The following is a 17,751-nucleotide window of genomic DNA, read 5'->3' as shown; positions in this document are numbered from 1 at the left end:
GAAGCAACGTCAATCACCCCCACGCGCCCTACGGGCTCAGTGAAGGCAATCAGTTGATTTATGGGTCTTTTCCATGAGTCGGCTGCGGTTGACAGCGCTCACTGCTTCGGTGATCCTTTTATACCGAAAGAGGAGTGACCGTGCTCGATATCCAACCGATCCGCAGGCGCCGCATCTACGAGGACGTTGCCCAGAGGCTGCAGCAGATGATGCTCGACGGCACGCTGGCGGAAGGCGACATGCTGCCCTCCGAACGCGACCTCATGGAGCAGTTCCAGGTTGGCCGGCCGGCGATCCGCGAGGCTCTTCTATCGCTGCAGAAAGCCGGGCTGGTGTCGATCACCAATGGTGAGCGCGCTCGCGTTGCCCGCCCCGACGCCCATCATTTCATTCAGGAATTGTCGACCTCCGTGCGATCCTACATCGCCAATCCGGAAGGTGTGCGTCATTTCCAGAATGCGCGCATGCATCTTGAAATGGCACTCGCGCGCCATGCCGCCCGCGAGGCGACGGAGGCCGACATTGCCCGGATCGGCGGGGCGCTCGCGCGGAACAAGCGCGACCTGTCGGACATGGACGCCTTCGAGAAGTCCGATGTCGCCTTTCACTACGAGATTGTGCTCGTCGCCAACAATCCTCTGTTCAATGGTGTGCATCAGGCAGTGGTGCAGTGGCTGTCGGAACAGCGCAATGTCTCGCTGCGGGTCGCCCGCGCCAAGCAGAAGGCCTTCGCCTTCCATGAGCGCATCTATGAAGCGATCGCCGCGCATGATCCCGACGCGGCCGAATCGGCCATGCATGAGCATCTGGACTCGGTCGCGTCGCTGTACTGGCAGAGCGCCCGGCGCTGATTCCGCTCACAGACGGTAGAGGCGCAGGGCATTGTCCCGATAGAGCTTGCGCCGCTCCTCGGGCGAGCAGCCGGAGACGATCTCGTCGACAATATCGAGCCATTCGGCATGGCTGCTGGCAAGGTTCACCACCGGCCAGTCACTGCCGTAGAGCACCCGATCGAAGCCGAAGCTGGCAATGGTGTGGTCGAGATACGGCCGCAGCTGCTGCCGCGTCCAGGCACCATGGTCGGCTTCGGTAACGACGCCGGAAATCTTCACCGCCACGTTCGGCAGGCGCGCGAGCCGGGCCATGTCGTCCCGCCAGGGATCCAGCAACCCGGCGCGGATGCCGGGCTTGCCGATATGGTCGAGCACGAATGTCGTGCCGGGACACAGGCGCACCAGCTCGACGACGGCGGATAGCTGGAAGTGGAAGGCGCAGATGTCGCAGACCAGTCCGCGCTCGCCGAGCCGTCGTACCCCCTCGATGAAATCGGGCCGCAGACAATAGGCCGGGTCCGCCTCGAGCTCGGTAATCCGGCGGATGGCCCGGAGCGTGGGATGATGGGCGAGGACGTCGAGGTCCGCCTCGACGCCGGCGCCCCTTTCCAGCGGCGCGGCGGCGATCATCCCCTGGATCACGGGATAGCGCGCCGCCTGCTCGCTCACCCACTCCGCCTCCTGAAGGTTCAGATGCGCATCGATCCACACCTCGGCGAAGACGAGCTTCTCCACCCGCGTCTCGCCGCACTGCGCCAGATAGTCCGGCACGAAATGCGAGTGATTGATGGCGGGACGAGAGGCCAGCCAGCTGTAGCTCAGCCGGTCGACGTCATAGAGATGCACATGGCTGTCGATGATCGGAAAGTCAGGCAAGGGCGTCTTCCTCATGAGTTGGTCGGGACGCATGGCGGGGTGGCGGCATACCGCCATCGTTATCTCCGTGACCAGCTTCGAGACTATTGACCTATCATACCAGCTATCGCTAGCATAGCCATGCGCTGGCGCGGCGTCAGACGAGCCGCTTCCGACGTGGGCGAGGCCCGGCGAAAACGTTCCGCCGTGGCCGCCAGATCAAAAGAACAGAAGGCGCAATCCCGTTGCGGGAGGCGCGTCCGGAACGATCGCTTGGAGGAAACATGAAACGTTCATCGCCCGCTCTTCCCGCGCTGATGCTTGCTTCGGTGATCGCATGCGGCGCGGCGTCGGCGCATGCCGACGACATCGTCGCCGACGCGAAGGCCAATGTGGAACGCCTTGGCGCGACCAAAACCGCCTGGACCGGCCCGGCATCGGCGCCGAAGGTCGAGTCTGGCAAGCACATCGCGTATCTCTCGGCCAACGAGCAGAACGACGGCGAGCGCCAGTGGGGCCAGGCCTTGGCTGAGGCCGCCGGCAAAGCCGGCTGGAAGGTCACCATCATCGACGGTCGCGGCAGCCCGGTGAGCTGGCTCTCCGGGATGAACCAGGCGATTTCGCTCAAGGTCGACGGCATCGTGACGAGCGCGGATGCCCGGAGCCTCGCAGCCCCCATCAGGCAGGCCAACGAACTGGGCATCCCGGTGGTCGGCATCCATGCCGCCGGGACGGCGGGACCGCAGCCGGAACTGGGGCTTTTCACCAATATCCAGCAAGACCCGGCTTCCATTGGCAGGGCGCAGGCGGACTGGGTGATCGCCCATTCCGGCGGCAAGGCCAATGTCGTGGTGACGACCAGCGGTGAATACGCCATCGCCATGGTCAAGGCCACCGCGGTCAAGGACCGGCTGGAGCAATGCCCGGATTGCAAGGTGGTCGAATTCTCCAACACGCCGCTGGTCGAGGCGGCGCAGCGGCAGCCGCAGCTCGTCGCGTCCTGGGTGCAGAAATACGGCTTGCCGCTCTACATCACCGCCATCGCCGACTACACGCTGGACTTCCAGGTTCCCGCGCTGAAGGCGGGGGGCGTCGATCCCTCGAAAGTCTTCCTGGTCGGCTCGGACGGAACGAAGTCCGCCTATTCGCGCATTCGCGGCGGCAAGGAATACCAGACCGTCACCGTCGCCGAGCCGAACGCCTATCTCGGCTACCAGGCTGTCGACGAGCTCAACCGCGCCTTCCACAAGCAGGAGCCGAGCGGAACCGTTCCGCCGCCTTACCTCGTGACAGCGACCAACGTCGACGTCCAGGGCGGCAAGGACAACACCTATGTCCCGGACAACAACTTCGCCGAACGCTATCTCGAGCTCTGGGGCGTGAAGTGACGGCCTCCGCGGCTTCCATTGGCGCCCATGCCGGGGAGGCTCGTGGCGATGCCGGCGCCGCCGACGCACCGCTGGTCGCGATACGCGGCTGGAGCAAGCGCTTCCTCGGCACGCAGGCGCTGGATGACGTCGATCTCGATCTTCATCGGGGCGAAGTCCACGCGCTGCTCGGCGAGAACGGCGCCGGCAAGTCGACCCTGATCAAGATGCTGGCCGGTGTCTACGCACCGGATGGCGGCGAGATCCGGCTGGATGGGCAGGTCGTGCGCCCCGCCGCCGGCCGCCTGCCCATCGCCTTCATCCATCAGGATCTCGGCCTCGTCGACACGATGACCGTCGCGGAGAACGTGGCGCTCATCGCCGGGTACCATTGGCGGTTCGGATTGATCGACTGGAGCGCCACGTGGCGTGCGGCGGTCGAGGCCCTGCGGGTCCTCGGCTCCGACATCGATCCCGGGCAGGTGGTGGGCGACCTCACGGCGGCGGACAAGGCCATCGTGGCGATCGCCCGCGCACTCGCCCTGCATGTCGATGTCGTCGTGCTGGACGAGCCCACCGCGGCACTGCCCGAAAGCGACGTCGCCAGGCTGCTCGAATGCGTCCGGCGCTTGCGTGAGGAAGGCGTGGCGGTGCTCTACGTCACGCATCGCCTGGACGAGGTCTTCCGCATCGCCGATCGCGTTACCGTGCTGCGCAACGGCCGGCGGGTCTGTTCGGAGCCGATCGCGGCACTCGATGCGGCCGGGCTGGTGCACCGTATCGTCGGGCGTCCGCTCGAAGAAGTCTTCGTGACGCCGGTCGCCGAGAGCGGGGCGACGGTTCTCGAAGTCGAGAATCTGCGTGCCGGCTCGGCGGGACCCGTCTCCTTCCGGCTTCAAGCCGGGGAGGTGCTCGGCCTCGTCGGCCTGCGCGGGGCCGGGCAGGAGGCGATCGGGCGGGCCCTGTTCGGCGATCTCGCGATCAGCGGCGGGCGGGTTTGGCTCGACGGCGAGCCTCTCCGTCTCGAAACGCCCTGCGATGCGGCGCGGCGCGGCATCGGCTTCGTCTCCAGCAAGCGGCGCGAGGAAAGCCTCGCCAACGGACTGACGGTTCGCGAGAACCTCTTCCCCGACGTCCTGCTGACGGGCGGCCATCCCTGGGCACCGGTCATGCCGGCCCGGGAGCATGCGCGGACAAGGGACGTGATTGACCGCTTCTCGGTGCGTCCACGCGATAGCGAGGCCGTCATCGCCAATTTGAGCGGTGGCAACCAGCAGAAGATCATCGTCGCGCGCTGGCTCGTCGCCAACCGGCGCCTGATCGTGCTGGAGGAGCCGACGCTCGGCGTGGATGTCGGCGCCAAGGCCGAGATCTATGCCCTGTTCCAGAAGGCGCTCGACGCGGGCACCTCGGTGCTGCTCATCTCTTCGGACATGGAAGAAGTGGCGGGAATCTCCCACCGCGCGCTCGTGTTCAATCGAGGCCGGATCGCCCGCGAGGTCCCGCGCGCGGAACTCTCCGTTCCCGCGCTTACCGCACTAGCCGCCAGTCAGAGCTCGAATCCTCACTGAGAAACACGCATGTCCTCCATGGTCGCGCATTCTTCCGGCAGCCGCCTGCAACACGCCCTGTCCTCGTGGGGGCTGCTCATCCTTCTCGTGGCACTGTTTCTGCTCTTCTCCGTGCTGAAGGGCGATACGTTCCTCACCAGCTTCACCTTCAATTCGCTGCTGAACTCGCGCTCGATCTACGCGCTGCTTGCCTTTGCCGTGATGATCCCGCTGGCGGCCAATCACTTCGACCTGTCGGTGGCGTCGGTTCTCGGCTTCGCGCAGGTTCTGGCGAACGGGCTGCAGACCCAGCAGGGGCTGTCCTGGCAGGTGGCCGCGCTGATCATCCTGGCCGGCGGGGCCCTGGTCGGCTGCATCAATGGGCTGCTGGTCAGCCGTGCGGGCATCAGTTCCTTCATCGCCACACTCGGTTCGGGCACGGTGCTGCTGGGGCTGAACCAGTGGTACACCGGCGGCCAGCAGGTGATCGGCATCCTTCCCCCGGACTTCGTCGCTCTGTCGGGCATGCTCCCGGGCATCGGAATTCCGGTGGCGATCCTGTACGTGCTGGTCATTGCCCTCGTGCTCTGGATCGCCTTCGAATATTTGCCCGTGGGGCGGTATCTCTACATCATCGGCGACAATCCGCGCGCGGCGGTATTGATGGGCATCAATTCGCCCCTCTACGTGACCCTCGCCTTTACCGCGTCCGGCGTCATCGCCGCCTTCGCCGGCATTATTCTGCAGGCGCAGCTTCTCGTGGGACAGAGCACGGTGGGACAGGAGATGCTGTTGCCCGCCTTCACCGGCGCCCTCCTTGGCGTCACCTCGGTGCGGCCGGGGCGCGCGAATGTCGGAGGCACGCTTCTCGCCGTCGCCGTCCTCGCCGTCGCCGTCACCGGGCTCAGCCAGCTTGGCGCGCCTTTCTTCGTCGAGCCCCTGTTCAACGGGACGATGCTGATCGCGACGGTCGGTCTGGCCGAATATGCGCGCCGCCGCCGCGCGCGTCAGAATCGCTGATTCTAAGCCGGCCCCCCTTGTCTGTACCGGAGGGAACGAATGCTCCTGGGCGTTATTGCGGATGATTTCACCGGGGCGAGCGACATCGCCAACACCATCGCCAAGGGTATCGCCCCGGAAGGGGGCCTGCGCACGGTGCAGTATCTCGGGGTGCCGGCGGCGCCCGCGGCCGCGGATGTCGAAGCCGGCGTCATCTCGCTGAAGAGCCGTTCCATTCCGGCGGCGGAAGCGGTCGCGCAATCGCTCGCCGCGCTGGACTGGCTGCTGGCGCAAGGCTGCCGGCAGATCGTCTTCAAATACTGCTCGACATTCGATTCCACGCCGGAGGGCAATATCGGCCCCGTCGGCGTGGCCCTGGCGCGACGGCTGGATGTGAGGGGCGTGATCGCCTGCCCCGCCTTTCCGGATGCGGGGCGCAGCGTCTACATGGGCCATCTCTTCGTCGGGAACCGGCTGCTCAATGAATCGGGCATGGAGCATCACCCGCTCAATCCGATGACCGACCCCGACCTGCGGCGCTGGCTGGCCCGGCAGGGCACCGGGCCGGTCGGGCTGATAGACTGGCCCACGCTCCAGCGCGGAACCGTGGCGACGCGTGCGGCGCTCGACGCGGCGGCGGCGCGCGGCGAGCAGCTGGTCATCGCCGATGCCATCCGCAACGACGACCTTCTCGCCCTGGCCGAAGCCTGCGCGGACGCTCGGCTGCTGACGGGCGGTTCGGGCATCGCCCTTGGCCTGCCGCGCAACTTCATCCGCCGGGGAGCCGCGCATGGCGGCACCCCCGACGTCCGTGGAATCGGGGGCCCCGAGGCCATCCTCGTCGGCAGCTGTTCACGGGCGACCCGCGCGCAGATCGAGCGTCATCGCGCGAGCCACCCGGTATTTGCCATCGATGTCGATCAGGTGATGGAGGGACGCCTCACCGCGCAGGATATCGTGGCGTTCATCCGCGCCAATCGCGATACCGCGCCGCTGGCCTACTCCTCGTCGGACCCGGACCAGGTCGCCGCCCTGCAGAAAAAATACGGACGCGAAACGGTTGCCCATACGCTCGATGCGCTGTTTGCCTCGGCGGCGAAGGAGCTTTTCGAGAGCGGCACCCGGCGCATCGTCGTGGGAGGCGGAGAGACCTCGGGAGCCGTGGTTTCGGCGCTGGGCATCACATCCTTCCGCATCGGCCCGGAGATCGATCCCGGCGTCCCGGTGCTGGTGAGCGAGGCTGGAGCGGGGCTCGGCATGGCGCTCAAATCGGGCAATTTCGGTGCCGAGGACTTTTTCGCCAAGGCGCTCGACGCGATCTCCGGCACGGGAGCAGATGCACGATGAGCGAGAAAGCGGCGCGTCAATCCCTCGTTCGCCTGTCGCGCACTCTCTTCGAGCGCGGCTATTCCGTGGGTTCAGCCGGCAATATCAGCGTGGCGATCGAGGATGGGCTGCTGATCACGCCAACCAATGCATGCCTTGGCTTCCTTGAAGAAGAGCGCATCTGCAAGCTCGATCACCAGGGACGCCATCTGTCCGGCGATCTCCCCTCGAAAGAGATCTTCCTGCACCGGGCCTTCTACGCGACGCGGCCGTCCACCGGGGCGGTGGTGCACCTGCATTCCACTTACGCAACGGTCCTGTCCTGCCTTCCCGATATCGACCCGGAGAACTGCATCGCGCCGCTGACGCCCTATGTGGTGATGCGGGTCGGGAAGGTGCGGCTGCTTCCCTATGTACGCCCGGGCGATCCGGCCATGGGCGAGATGATCCGGGAACTGGAAGGAAGGCACGCCGCCGTCCTCCTGGCCAATCACGGTTCGGTTGTCGCCGGCAAGGATCTCGAAAGCGCGGTCTACGCAGCCGAGGAACTCGAGGAGACGGCAAAGCTGCTCTTCCTGCTGCAGGACCGGCAGCCTCGGCTGCTCACGCTGGAACAGGTCGACGAACTGGTTCGGCACAATCCGCTGAATGCCCGGTCACGGACCGATGAGCCTCGCGGATGATCGGGACATACTGATCTCCCGGCAGGCCAGCGACCTCGATGGCGCTGGAAGCGTTGTCAACCGGAGCGGCCGAGGGATCGCCGCCCGCCGCCCGGTTCGCTTCGGCCTCCTCTCCCGAGTCGGCGGCGAGCATTCGGAAAAGCCGAACGGAACTTATGATTTTTCGGCATTGTCGAAGGCCGGCCAATCGTAGGAGCATCCCCGCAAACGCAAAAAAGGAGTGCGGAGGATGCCGATGGGGCGCGACGAGATTTTCATTGATGGCCGCTGGGTGAAGCCGGCCTCGGGCGCCACGCTCGGCGTGATCGATCCGAGCACCGGCGAAACCATCGGGCGCATCGCGCGCGGCGGCGGCGCCGACATCGATCGCGCCGTTGCCGCCGCCCGCCTCGCTTTCGAGACGGCCTGGGGCTCCATGGCGGCCCTGGAGCGTGGACGGCTGCTCAGCCGGCTCGGCCTGCTGATCCTCGACCGGCTGGAGGAGCTCGCGGAGATCGAGGCCGCGGATACCGGCAAGCCGATGAAGCTCGCCCGCAACGACATCCGCGTCACCGCCCGCTACTTCGAATATTACGGCGGCGCCGCCGACAAGATCCATGGCGACACCATTCCCTTTCTGCCGGGCTACCAGGTGATGGTGCTGCGCGAACCGCGCGGCGTCACCGGGCACATCATCCCGTGGAACTATCCGGCCTCGATGTTCGGGCGCACGCTCGGCGCCTCGCTCGCCGCCGGCAACGCGGCCATCCTCAAGCCCGCCGAGGAAGCCTCGCTCTCCTGCCTGCGCTTCACGGAGCTCACCGAGGAGATCGGGTTCCCGGCCGGCGTCATCAATGTCGTCACCGGCCTCGGCGAGGAGGCGGGCGCCGCCCTCTCCAGCCATGCCGGGATCGATTTCCTCTCCTTCACCGGCTCGCCGGAGGTCGGCACGCTGGTGCAGACGGCGGCGGCGAGGAACCATGTTCCGTGCGTTCTGGAGCTTGGAGGCAAGTCGCCGCAGATCGTTTTCGCCGACGCCGATCAGGACCGGGCGTGCGAGGTCATCATCGGCGCCATCGTGCAGAATGCCGGGCAGACCTGCTCGGCCGGCTCGCGCGTGCTCATCGAGCGGTCGATCTACGAGCCTTTCATGCGCAAGCTCGCCGACCGCATGGGGTCGATGAAGGTCGGCTTCCCCGGCCAGGACCTCGATTGCGGACCGGTCATCAATGCGGTCCAGCGCGACCGCGTGATGAGCTTCCTCGACCGCGCCGCGCGCGACGGGATCGAGGTGGCCGCGCAGGGGCAGATCCACCCCGAGGCCAGCAAGGCCGGCTATTTCGTGCCGCCGACCCTGTTCGGCCTTGTGCCGCGCGCGCATGAGCTGGCGCGCGAGGAGGTGTTCGGCCCGGTGTTGGCGGCCCTGCCGTTCGACGACGAGGACGACGTGCTGCGCCTCGCCAACGGAACCGACTACGGCCTCATCGCGGGCGTGTGGACCCGCGACGGCGGCCGTCAGATGCGGATGGCCAAGGGCATCCGCGCCGGCCAGATCTACATCAACGGCTATGGGGCCGGCGGCGGCATCGAATTGCCGTTCGGCGGCTTCCGCAAGAGCGGCCACGGTCGCGAGAAGGGTTTCGAGGCCCTGAAGGAATACACCGTCGCCAAAACGGTGGTGATCGATCACAACACCTGAAAAATCCGACGTCTTCCCATCAAAAACAAAACGAAGACGTCCGTTTCCCGGGAGGAAACCATGAAGAAGCTTGTTCTCGCTGCCCTCGCGGCCGCATCCATCATCGCTGTCTCGTCGCCGGCACTGGCTCAGAAGGCCCGTCTCGGCCACGTCTTCGCGCAGGGCAACGCCGCCGACGAGGCGAGCCAGATCTTCGCGCGACTCGTCAAGGAACGCACCAATGGCGAGATCGACATCACCGTGTTCCCGAACAGCCAGATCGGCGGCGACGAGGCGCTGGGGCGCGATCTCAGCCGGGGTTCGGTGGAATTCGCCTTCCTGAACATCGGCTCGCTGACCGGCCTCGATCCGCTGCTCGACATCCACTACCTCCCCTACATCGCGACGAATACCCAGGAGGTCGACAAGATCTTCTACAACCCGAAGGGGATCCTCCAGCGCACGCTGGGCGAGACGCTCGCCAAGCACAACATGGTGGCGCTCGCCTATTTCGAGCTCGACTTCCGCGCCGTGACCAATTCCAAGCATCCGGTGCGTACGGTCGAGGACCTGAAGGACCTCAAGGTCCGCGTGCCGGGCTCGGCTTCCATCCGCAGCTTCTTCGAGGCGGCGGGCTCGCAGGCGGTCACCATGCCCATGCCCAACCTGTTCGTCGCCTTGCAGCAGGGCACCGTGGACGGCCAGGACAACGGCGCCAGCATCGTCTTCAATTCGCGCCTGTTCGAAGCCCAGAAATACATGACGCTGACCAACCACGTCTACGCGATGGGCGCCATCACCGTCAGCAAGCGCTTCTGGGACCGGCTGAGCGAGGAGCAGCGCAAGATCGTCAAGCAGGCCGCCGAGGAAGCGGCGCAGGAAGGCATCGCCCGCAACCGCGCCGCCAATGCCGCCTTCCTCGAGAAGATCAAGGCGGGCGGCGTCGAGGTTGTCACCCCGACACCGGAAGCCATGGCCGAGTTCGCTCGTATCGGCCAGGTCGGCTGGCAGAAGCTGGAGGCGGTCTACGGCGCGGAGCGCATCGCCGAGCTCAAGAAGGAAATCGCCGCGGCGCGCGGCGAGTGAGGCGGCGATGGCCTATGACGAGACGACGTCGATGAGCGGCGGGAAAGCCGGCGCGGCGACCTGGCGTGGCGGCAGCCCCGTGCTCGGCGCGCTCATGCGAGGCGAACTCGTGCTCGCCCGCATGGAAAACATGGTGGTGATCACGGCGATGGTCGTGGCCATCGCCGCGGTCGCGATGTCGGTCGCGATCCGCACCTTCAACCTGCCGATCGCCGACACCGGAGAATGGGCGATGGTCGCCATGTCGCCGCTGACCTTCATCGGCGGCGCGCTGTGCAGCCATCTGCACCGTCACCTGACGGCGGATATCGTCGAGATGCTGCCGCCCGGTCTCCTGCGGCGCAGCCTCGATGCGATCGCGGCCATACTGTGCCTCGTCTTCGGCCTGTTCTTCATCGTCCTCGCCTGGGACCTGTTCGACTACGCTTGGTCCTCGGGCGAGCGCCTCATCGACCGCGACACGCCGGTCGCCATTCCCGCCGGCTTCGTGCTGGCGGGGGCGGTCCTGATGACCTTCCATTCGATGCTCGACATCTGGCGCGCGCTCGAGGGGCGCGAACCCGGAGGATACGATCCATGGCGCTGACCTTCGGCCTCATGGCCCTTTTCCTGGTCCTCGGCGCGCCGCTCGCCGTCACCTTCGGTCTGGTCATCTTCCTGCAGATGGGTGCCTTCGGGCTGTCCATCTCCGGCTTGAGCAACATTCCCTATGAGGAGATTTCCAGCTATCCGCTGGTGGCCATTCCCCTCTTCATGCTGACCGGCGAGCTGATGAATCGCAGCGGCATGGCGGGGGAGCTGATCGCGCTGGCCGACCTGCTGCTGCGCCGCATCCGGGCCGCCTTCGGCTACATCACCGTGGCCGCCTCGGCGATGATGGGGGCCATCACCGGCTCCTCGGTCGCCACGGTGGCCGCCATCGGCGGCATCGTCAGCCCGGCCATGGCCGAGCGCGGCTATCCCAAGGGATACATCGCCTCGCTCACCTCTTCAGCCGGGCTGCTCGGGGTGCTGGTGCCGCCCTCGATCCCGTTGATCCTCTACGGCGCGACGGTCGGCGTGTCGATTTCGCAGCTGTTCCTCGCCACGCTGGCGCCGGCCCTGCTCATGAGCGTGCTGTTCCTCGTCGTGCACAACGCGCTGTCGCGCCGCCTGCTCAAGGGGGGCGTCGAGAGCCGCCCGGAAGGCGGCGACACGCTCACCGCCGGGAAATCCAAGCGGACCATCTGGCTGGAGGCCGCCTCGGCGCTGCTGCTGCCGGTCGTCATTCTCGGCGGCATCTACGGGGGGCTGATGACGCCCACCGAGGCGGCGGCGATCGGGTGCCTGTATGCGGTCGGGGTATCGCTGCTGCGCCGGCTGCTCGGCAGCGGGGACTTCGCGCGCTCCTTCCGTTCGGCGGCCATCACCGGCTCGGGCATCCTGATCGTCATCGCCATGACCGGCATCTTCAACCGCGCCATGGTGCTGAACCAGGTGCCGCAGGACATCGCCATGTGGGTGGCGACCTACATCGAGAGCCCGGTGGCCTTCCTCCTGATGGTCAACGTCGTCCTCCTGCTGGTCGGCACCTTCATGGAGACCAATGCCTCGATCCTGCTGATGGGGCCGCTGCTGGCCCCGGCGGCGGAGAAGTTCGGCATCGATCCCGTGCATTTCGGCATCATCACCGCGACCAATCTGGAAATCGGCCTGCTGACGCCGCCCATGGCGGCCAATCTCTACGTGGCGGCGCGGGCAGCCAACGCCCGGCTCGCCGACATGCTCCCCTATCTCGGATGGTTCTTCGGCGCGGCGCTGCTCGGTCAGGCGATCATCACCTTCGTGCCGTTCGTGACCCTCTGGTTCCGTTACCTCTAGACGTGTGTGACCCAATGCTGATGAAGGGTGAAACCAAGCTTCCCGACTTCTCGCGCGCGGCGGTGGTCCGCCAGTTCGGGCAGCCGGTGAAGATCGAATGCGTGCCGGTTCCCTCGGGCCCCGAGCCCGGCGCCCTGATCGTGAAGACCACGGCCTGCTCGATCTGCGGTACCGACGTGCATCTGTCGCGCGGCAACCTGTCTCTGGCGGTCGACCTGCCGGTGATCCTCGGCCACGAGATGGTCGGGCGCGTGGTCGCCATCGGCGAGGGTGCCGAGCGCGACAGCGTCGGGCAGGAACTCGCCATCGGCGACCGCATCCTGTGGACGCATACGGCCTGCGGGCATTGCTTCTACTGCACCATCGCCCGCCAGCCGACGCTGTGCGAGAACCGCCGCGCCTATATGTACGAGAACATCGAAAAGCCGCCCTATCTGCTCGGCGGGTTCTCCGAATACGGCTATGTGCTGCCGGAATCGGGCCGCGTGCGCGTGCCGGACAATCTCGACGACGGCGTCGCCAGCCTGTGCAGCTGCGCCTTCCGGTCGGTGATGAACGCCTTCGACAATCTCGGCGGCATCGAGCCGTCCGAGCATGTGGCGATCCAGGGCGCCGGGCCGCTCGGCGTGCTGGCGGCGGCCGTCGCCCGCGTCAACGGCGCGCGCACGGTCAGCGTCATCGGCGCGCCGGAGGCCCGGCTGGCGCTCGCCCGCGACTTCGGGGCCACGCACACCTTCACCATCGAGGGCACGACCCATGAAGAGCGCCTCGCGGCCGTGCGCGAGATCACGGACGGGCGCGGCCCGGATATCGTGATGGAGTTCACCGGTCATCCCGGCGCCTTCGCCGAAGGCCTCGACCTGGTGCGCAAGGGCGGGCGCTATCTCACCGTGGGGCAGCTCGGCAGCGGCACGGCGACCTTCAGCCCTTCCACGATCGTGAAGAAGAACATCCGTGTCATCGGTTCCTTTTCCGGCGACGTGAAATCCTACTGGAAGGCGCTACAGTTCGCCTCCGCCCATATCGACCGCATCCCCTTCGGCAAGATGATCACCGGCCGCTACAGCCTCGACGAGGTCAACACGGCGCTGGAGCGCATGCATGCGCTGCAGGAGATCAAGCCGCTCATCGTGATGGATTGAGGAGGAGGTTGCCCATGCCCCGGACCATTCCTTTCACGCCCGATGGGCGCGGCCCGCTCGACGGCGTGCGCGTGATCGACCTGTCCCGCCTCGTCGCCGGCAACATGACGACGCATGTGCTGGCCGACTACGGCGCCGATGTCATCAAGATCGAGCGCCCCGGCAAGGGGGACGACCTCAGGAGCTGGCGCGTCGAGGGCGTCGAGGTGTTCTGGAAGGTCTATGCCCGCAACAAGCGGAGCGTCGCGCTCGACATCCACGACCCCGATGGGCGCGAGATGCTGCTGCGCCTCGTCGATACGGCGCAGGTGCTCGTCGAGAACTTCGTGCCGGGCACGCTGGAGCGCTGGGGGCTCGGCCCGGAGGAACTGCTCGCCCGCAACCCCAAGCTGGTGATCCTGCGCGTCTCGGGCTGGGGGCAGACGGGCCCCTGGCGGCTGCGCCCGGGCTTCGGCACGCTGGTCGAGGCGATGTCGGGCTGGGCCTTCATGAACGGGCATGCCGACAAGCCGCCGACGCTGCCGCCGCTCGCCATGGCGGACATGGTGGCCGGCCTGTACGGCACGGCGGCGATCCTCGCGGCGCTGCGGGCGGTCGAGCAGGGCGACGCGCCCGGGCAGGTTCTCGACCTCTCGCTGTTCGAGCCGATCCACTCGCTGATCGGCGCCGAGGCGGCCCAGATCCGCCTCACGGGCGCGCCGACGCCGCGTGCCGGAAACCAGTCGTCGCACACCGCGCCGCGCAACGTGTACGAATGCGCGGACGGCGCCTATGTCGCGCTGTCGGGCTCGATGCAGTCCATGGCCGAGCGGATCTTCGACACGATCGGCCGACCCGAGCTCAAGACCGACCCGCGCTTCGTCGACAACGCGGCGCGTGTCGCCCATCGCGACGAGCTCGACACGATCATCGCCACGTTCATCGCCGGCCGCGGTCAGGCCGAGAATCTCGCCCTGTTCGAAGCCTCCGGCGTGACCGTCGGACCGGTGTGCTCGGTAATGGACCTCCTGGACCATCCCTTCGTCGAGGGCCGGGAGGCGATCGTCGAGATCCCGGACCGCGAGCTCGGCTCGGTGCCGATGCACAACATCATTCCCCGCTTTTCCGCCACGCCGGCCCCGTTCCGCCGGCCCGCCCCCGACATCGGCGAGCACACCGAGGAACTCCGCCGGGAGCTCGGCATGGCGACACCCAAGCAGCCGGCAGAGGTTTCCTGATGACCCGTTCCCCATCGGCATGGCGCTCCATGCTGTTCGTGCCCGTGCTCAACGAGCGCTTCCTCGCCCGTGCCGCCGAGCGGGATGCGGACTGCATCCAGCTCGATCTGGAGGATGCCATCCCGCCCGGCCAGAAGGAGGAGGCCCGCCGCGCCGTCATGCCGGCGGCCGCTCGTCTCGCCGGACAGGGGCTCGACGTCGTGGTGCGGATCAACCGCCCCTGGCGGCAGGCGACGGCCGATATCGAAGCCTCGATCTGCCCCCATGTCTGCTGTCTCACCCTGCCGAAGGTTCCCGACGCCTCGCATGTGCGGGCCATCGCCGAAATCATCGACGAGCTGGAGCGCGAGCGGGGGATGGCGCCGGGCCATACCCGGCTGGTGGTCATGATCGAGACCGCCGAGGGCCTGCTCAACATGGCGGCCATCGCCGCCGCCCATCCGCGCGTGGCCGGCATGATCGTCGGCGCCGAGGACCTCGCCGTGTCGCTCGGCGCCTCGCCGACCTACGATACGCTGTACATTCACAACGCCCAGGCGGTCGTCGCCGCCCGCAACGCCGGCATCCAGCCGATCGGCTTCGTCGGCACGGTCGCCGACTATGCCGACGAAGCGAAGTTCCGCCGGACCATCGAGCAGGCGCGGGAAATGGGCTTCACCGGCGGGTTCTGCATCCATCCCAGCCAGGTGCCGATCCTCAACGAGGTATTCGCGCCCTCCAAGGGCGAGATCGAATGGGCGCAGGGTGCGCTGGAGGCTTTCGAGCAGGCCCTGGCCGACGGCCGCGGCGCCGTTACCTTTCGCGGTGCGATGGTCGACCTGCCGGTGGCCGATCGCGCGCGGTCGATCCTTGCCCGCGCCGCCGGCCTGGCCGATATGAGGGCACAGAGAGCGCGAGTGGCGTAACGGGCGTGGAGCGGTATGGACCTTCGTGATCTGCGAGCCTTCGTAGCGATCGCCGAGACCGGCTCGCTCGCCGCCGCCGCGAAGGTGCTGCACAGCAGCCCGCCGTCGCTGAGCGTGCGGCTGAAGGATCTCGAGGACGAACTCGGCACGACGCTGTTCGAACGCCGGGCGCGGGGGCTCACGCTCACCGAGCAGGGACGGGAATTCCTCTCCCATGCCTACGCCATCCTCAAGCAGGCGGAGGACGCCAAGGCGAGCATGCTCAGCCGCGAGAAGCCCCCCGTCGGTGCCGTGCGCTTCGGCGTGCCCGGTTCGCTGGTCGGGCTGCTGACGGCGCAGCTCATCGAGACCTGCCTCGAGCGCTTCCCGCAGGTCCGTCTGCGCGTGGTCGAGAGCATGTCGGGCTACATTGCGAGCTGGCTGCGCGAGGGCACGCTCGACGCCGCCGTGGTGTTCGGCGGCGGCGCCGCGACCGACCGCAGCGCCTCGCTGCGTCCCATCGCCGAGGAAGAACTCTACATCGCGACATATGATCGGGCGGTCGTCGCTCCCTTCCTGAACGAGAGGGACGAGATCCGCATGCGCGACGTCCAGCATCTGAAGCTGGTGATGCCGGGCCCCGAACATGGCCTCAGGGTGCTTGTGGAAGCGACGGCGCGGCGTCACGCCATTCCGCTGAACATCGGCATGGAGGTCGACGCCTCGCCGCAGATATTCGAACTCGTCCGGCGCGGGCACGGGGCGACGATCTGCTCCCTGGCGGCCCGTCATCCCGGATCGATCTCGAGCCTGGCGGGTAAGGCGCCCATCCATACGTTCCGCATCGTCGATCCGGGCTTCCGCCGCACGGTCCATCTGGCGACGCCGCTCAACAGGCCCTCCTCGCGGGCCACGATGGCGGTCGCCGAGGTGGCGGTAGAGACGCTGCTTTCGCTCGCCGCCACGGACGAGTGGAAGGCCCGCCGCCTGCGGTAGTCTCCCCCCGGCGCGGGTCTGCCGGTGCCCTGCGTCGGAAGCACTCCCCGCCCGAACCGGCAGGCCATCGCCATGGCGGACGATGGCCCCGGAACGAAGCCGCGGCTCGAACTCAGAGGGGGAGGCTTCCCTTGCCCGTCAGGAAGCTCTCCAGCTGCGCCATGGGGGCCGCGATGCCGATGCCGCGCCCGGCGAGCCAGGCGTCATCGTAGAGGGTGGAGGCGTAACGGTCGCCGGAGTCGCACAGAATGGAGACGATCGACCCCTGCTCTCCCGCGGCCGCCATCTCCTCCGCCAGTCGCAGGGCGGCGTAGACGTTGGTTCCCGTCGAGCCGCCACAGCGGCGGCCGAGCATGTCGCTGATGACGCGCATCGACGCGACGGACAGCGTGTCCGGGACGGTGATCATCCGATCGACGACCTCGGGAATGAACGAGGGCTCGACGCGCGGGCGGCCGATGCCCTCGATGACGGAACGGCAGCGATCCACCTCCAAGACCGATCGATCCTGATAGTGCCGATGGAACACCGATTCCGTGGGGTCGGCGACGCACAGCCGGGTCGTGTGGCGCTGGTAGCGGATGTAGCGCCCGATCGTTGCCGAGGTGCCCCCGGTCCCGGCACCGGTTACGATCCAGCGGGGCACCGGATCGGGCTCCTGCGACATCTGGCTGAAGATCGATTCCGCGATGTTGTTGTTGCCGCGCCAGTCCGTCGCCCGCTCGGCGAAGGTGAACTGGTCGATGTACAGCCCCCCCGCCCCGCGGGCGAGTTCCGCAGCCTCGCCGTAGACCGTCTTGGGATCATCGACGAGATGGCAGCGACCGCCCTGGAACTCGATGGCGGCGATCTTCTCCGGTGAGGTGGTTCGCGGCATCACCGCCACGAAATCAAGGCCGATAAGCCGGGCGAAATAGGCTTCCGACACGGCGGTCGACCCGCTGGATGCCTCGACGACAAGGGTCTGCGGCCCGATCCAGCCATTGCACAGCGCGTAGAGAAAGAGCGAGCGCGCCAGCCGGTGCTTGAGACTTCCGGTCGGGTGGCTCGACTCGTCCTTGAGATAGAGCGTGATCCCCGGCAAGGCCGGAAGCGGCACGCGGATGAGATGCGTGTCGGCGGAACGGTTGATGTCCGCCTCGATCCGCTGGATGGCGGTGCACAGCCAGTCGCGCGGCTGCGTGTTGGAATGACATGCCGGGTGGGACGAGACTTGGGTGAGGTTCGTCATTTCAGACCCTCGGGCTGCAGGCCGGATGATGCTTGTGAAATTCATGGCTTGGCCACGTTTGCCTG

16 protein-coding genes are annotated in these 17,751 nt (G+C 67.1%); 14 read left to right on the top strand and 2 right to left on the bottom strand.

The annotated features are described in order from the left end of the window. Window positions 1–134: 134 nt before the first annotated feature. Window positions 135–851, top strand: coding sequence for an FCD domain-containing protein (locus FO470_RS18385; protein ID WP_246659638.1), 717 nt, complete (start codon window positions 135–137; stop codon window positions 849–851). A gap of 6 nt (window positions 852–857) precedes the next feature. On the opposite strand, the gene FO470_RS18380 is transcribed toward FO470_RS18385, so the two are convergent. Beyond that, entirely contained in the window at window positions 858–1,709 is an 852-nt protein-coding gene (locus tag FO470_RS18380) for an amidohydrolase family protein (protein ID WP_186292024.1), read from the bottom strand. A 263-nt stretch (window positions 1,710–1,972) separates the two neighbouring features. On the opposite strand from FO470_RS18380, the gene FO470_RS18375 reads away from it, so the two are divergent. From FO470_RS18375 to FO470_RS18315, 13 genes are all read left to right on the top strand, one after another. After that, entirely contained in the window at window positions 1,973–3,076 is a 1,104-nt protein-coding gene (locus FO470_RS18375) for a substrate-binding domain-containing protein (RefSeq protein WP_144344448.1), read from the top strand. Further along, window positions 3,073–4,626 (top strand): sugar ABC transporter ATP-binding protein, encoded by a 1,554-nt coding sequence (locus tag FO470_RS18370; protein ID WP_335881018.1) that lies wholly within the window; start codon window positions 3,073–3,075, stop codon window positions 4,624–4,626. Before FO470_RS18375 ends, FO470_RS18370 begins: the two co-directional genes overlap by 4 nt. Window positions 4,627–4,635: 9 nt before the next feature. Then, entirely contained in the window at window positions 4,636–5,625 is a 990-nt protein-coding gene (locus tag FO470_RS18365) for an ABC transporter permease (protein ID WP_144344447.1), read from the top strand. Between the two features lie 39 nt (window positions 5,626–5,664). Continuing rightward, window positions 5,665–6,951 (top strand): 3-oxo-tetronate kinase, encoded by a 1,287-nt coding sequence (gene otnK / locus FO470_RS18360; RefSeq protein ID WP_144344446.1) that lies wholly within the window; start codon window positions 5,665–5,667, stop codon window positions 6,949–6,951. Then, entirely contained in the window at window positions 6,948–7,613 is a 666-nt protein-coding gene (gene otnC, locus FO470_RS18355) for a 3-oxo-tetronate 4-phosphate decarboxylase (RefSeq protein WP_144344445.1), read from the top strand. Before otnK ends, otnC begins: the two co-directional genes overlap by 4 nt. A 229-nt stretch (window positions 7,614–7,842) precedes the next feature. Continuing rightward, on the top strand, window positions 7,843–9,291 hold the full coding sequence (locus tag FO470_RS18350; RefSeq protein WP_210244934.1) for an aldehyde dehydrogenase family protein: 1,449 nt from the start codon (window positions 7,843–7,845) through the stop codon (window positions 9,289–9,291). A 60-nt stretch (window positions 9,292–9,351) separates the two neighbouring features. After that, window positions 9,352–10,356: a TRAP transporter substrate-binding protein gene (locus FO470_RS18345; protein ID WP_144344444.1), complete on the top strand. Its 1,005-nt coding sequence runs from the start codon at window positions 9,352–9,354 to the stop codon at window positions 10,354–10,356. Between the two features lie 7 nt (window positions 10,357–10,363). Beyond that, window positions 10,364–10,942, top strand: a complete 579-nt coding sequence (locus FO470_RS18340; protein ID WP_144344443.1) for a TRAP transporter small permease — start codon at window positions 10,364–10,366, stop codon at window positions 10,940–10,942. Next, window positions 10,933–12,216 (top strand): TRAP transporter large permease, encoded by a 1,284-nt coding sequence (locus FO470_RS18335; RefSeq protein ID WP_144344442.1) that lies wholly within the window; start codon window positions 10,933–10,935, stop codon window positions 12,214–12,216. Before FO470_RS18340 ends, FO470_RS18335 begins: the two co-directional genes overlap by 10 nt. Before the next feature lie 20 nt (window positions 12,217–12,236). Beyond that, window positions 12,237–13,358 carry a zinc-binding dehydrogenase gene (locus tag FO470_RS18330; RefSeq protein WP_244616763.1) on the top strand — a complete coding sequence of 374 codons (1,122 nt, stop codon included), beginning with the start codon at window positions 12,237–12,239 and terminating at the stop codon, window positions 13,356–13,358. 14 nt (window positions 13,359–13,372) lie between these two features. Continuing rightward, entirely contained in the window at window positions 13,373–14,575 is a 1,203-nt protein-coding gene (locus tag FO470_RS18325) for a CaiB/BaiF CoA transferase family protein (RefSeq protein ID WP_144344440.1), read from the top strand. Further along, on the top strand, window positions 14,575–15,480 hold the full coding sequence (locus FO470_RS18320) for an HpcH/HpaI aldolase/citrate lyase family protein (RefSeq protein WP_144344439.1): 906 nt from the start codon (window positions 14,575–14,577) through the stop codon (window positions 15,478–15,480). Before FO470_RS18325 ends, FO470_RS18320 begins: the two co-directional genes overlap by 1 nt. Window positions 15,481–15,495: 15 nt before the next feature. Further along, window positions 15,496–16,455, top strand: a complete 960-nt coding sequence (locus tag FO470_RS18315) for a LysR family transcriptional regulator (protein WP_144344438.1) — start codon at window positions 15,496–15,498, stop codon at window positions 16,453–16,455. 112 nt (window positions 16,456–16,567) lie between these two features. Here FO470_RS18315 and FO470_RS18310 read toward each other — a convergent pair whose 3' ends face one another. Next, complete coding sequence (locus FO470_RS18310; RefSeq protein ID WP_186292023.1) at window positions 16,568–17,686, bottom strand: PLP-dependent cysteine synthase family protein; 1,119 nt, start codon at window positions 17,684–17,686, stop codon at window positions 16,568–16,570. Window positions 17,687–17,751: the final 65 nt, after the last annotated feature.

This window comes from Ancylobacter moscoviensis (assembly GCF_007559435.1).
GTDB classification, from domain to species: domain Bacteria; phylum Pseudomonadota; class Alphaproteobacteria; order Rhizobiales; family Xanthobacteraceae; genus Ancylobacter; species Ancylobacter moscoviensis.
Note: the sequence above shows the minus strand (reverse complement) of the source record. Positions and strands in the feature narration are given on the sequence as shown.

Coding starts and splice junctions, on each gene's coding strand:
- FO470_RS18345 (WP_144344444.1), top strand. CDS start 9,352: ATGAAGAAGCTTGTTCTCGCTGCCCTCGCGGCCGCATCCATCATCGCT.
- otnC (WP_144344445.1), top strand. CDS start 6,948: ATGAGCGAGAAAGCGGCGCGTCAATCCCTCGTTCGCCTGTCGCGCACT.
- FO470_RS18320 (WP_144344439.1), top strand. CDS start 14,575: ATGACCCGTTCCCCATCGGCATGGCGCTCCATGCTGTTCGTGCCCGTG.
- FO470_RS18375 (WP_144344448.1), top strand. CDS start 1,973: ATGAAACGTTCATCGCCCGCTCTTCCCGCGCTGATGCTTGCTTCGGTG.
- FO470_RS18340 (WP_144344443.1), top strand. CDS start 10,364: ATGGCCTATGACGAGACGACGTCGATGAGCGGCGGGAAAGCCGGCGCG.
- FO470_RS18315 (WP_144344438.1), top strand. CDS start 15,496: ATGGACCTTCGTGATCTGCGAGCCTTCGTAGCGATCGCCGAGACCGGC.
- FO470_RS18330 (WP_244616763.1), top strand. CDS start 12,237: ATGAAGGGTGAAACCAAGCTTCCCGACTTCTCGCGCGCGGCGGTGGTC.
- FO470_RS18365 (WP_144344447.1), top strand. CDS start 4,636: ATGTCCTCCATGGTCGCGCATTCTTCCGGCAGCCGCCTGCAACACGCC.
- FO470_RS18310 (WP_186292023.1), bottom strand. CDS start 17,686: ATGACGAACCTCACCCAAGTCTCGTCCCACCCGGCATGTCATTCCAAC.
- otnK (WP_144344446.1), top strand. CDS start 5,665: ATGCTCCTGGGCGTTATTGCGGATGATTTCACCGGGGCGAGCGACATC.
- FO470_RS18350 (WP_210244934.1), top strand. CDS start 7,843: ATGCCGATGGGGCGCGACGAGATTTTCATTGATGGCCGCTGGGTGAAG.
- FO470_RS18325 (WP_144344440.1), top strand. CDS start 13,373: ATGCCCCGGACCATTCCTTTCACGCCCGATGGGCGCGGCCCGCTCGAC.
- FO470_RS18335 (WP_144344442.1), top strand. CDS start 10,933: ATGGCGCTGACCTTCGGCCTCATGGCCCTTTTCCTGGTCCTCGGCGCG.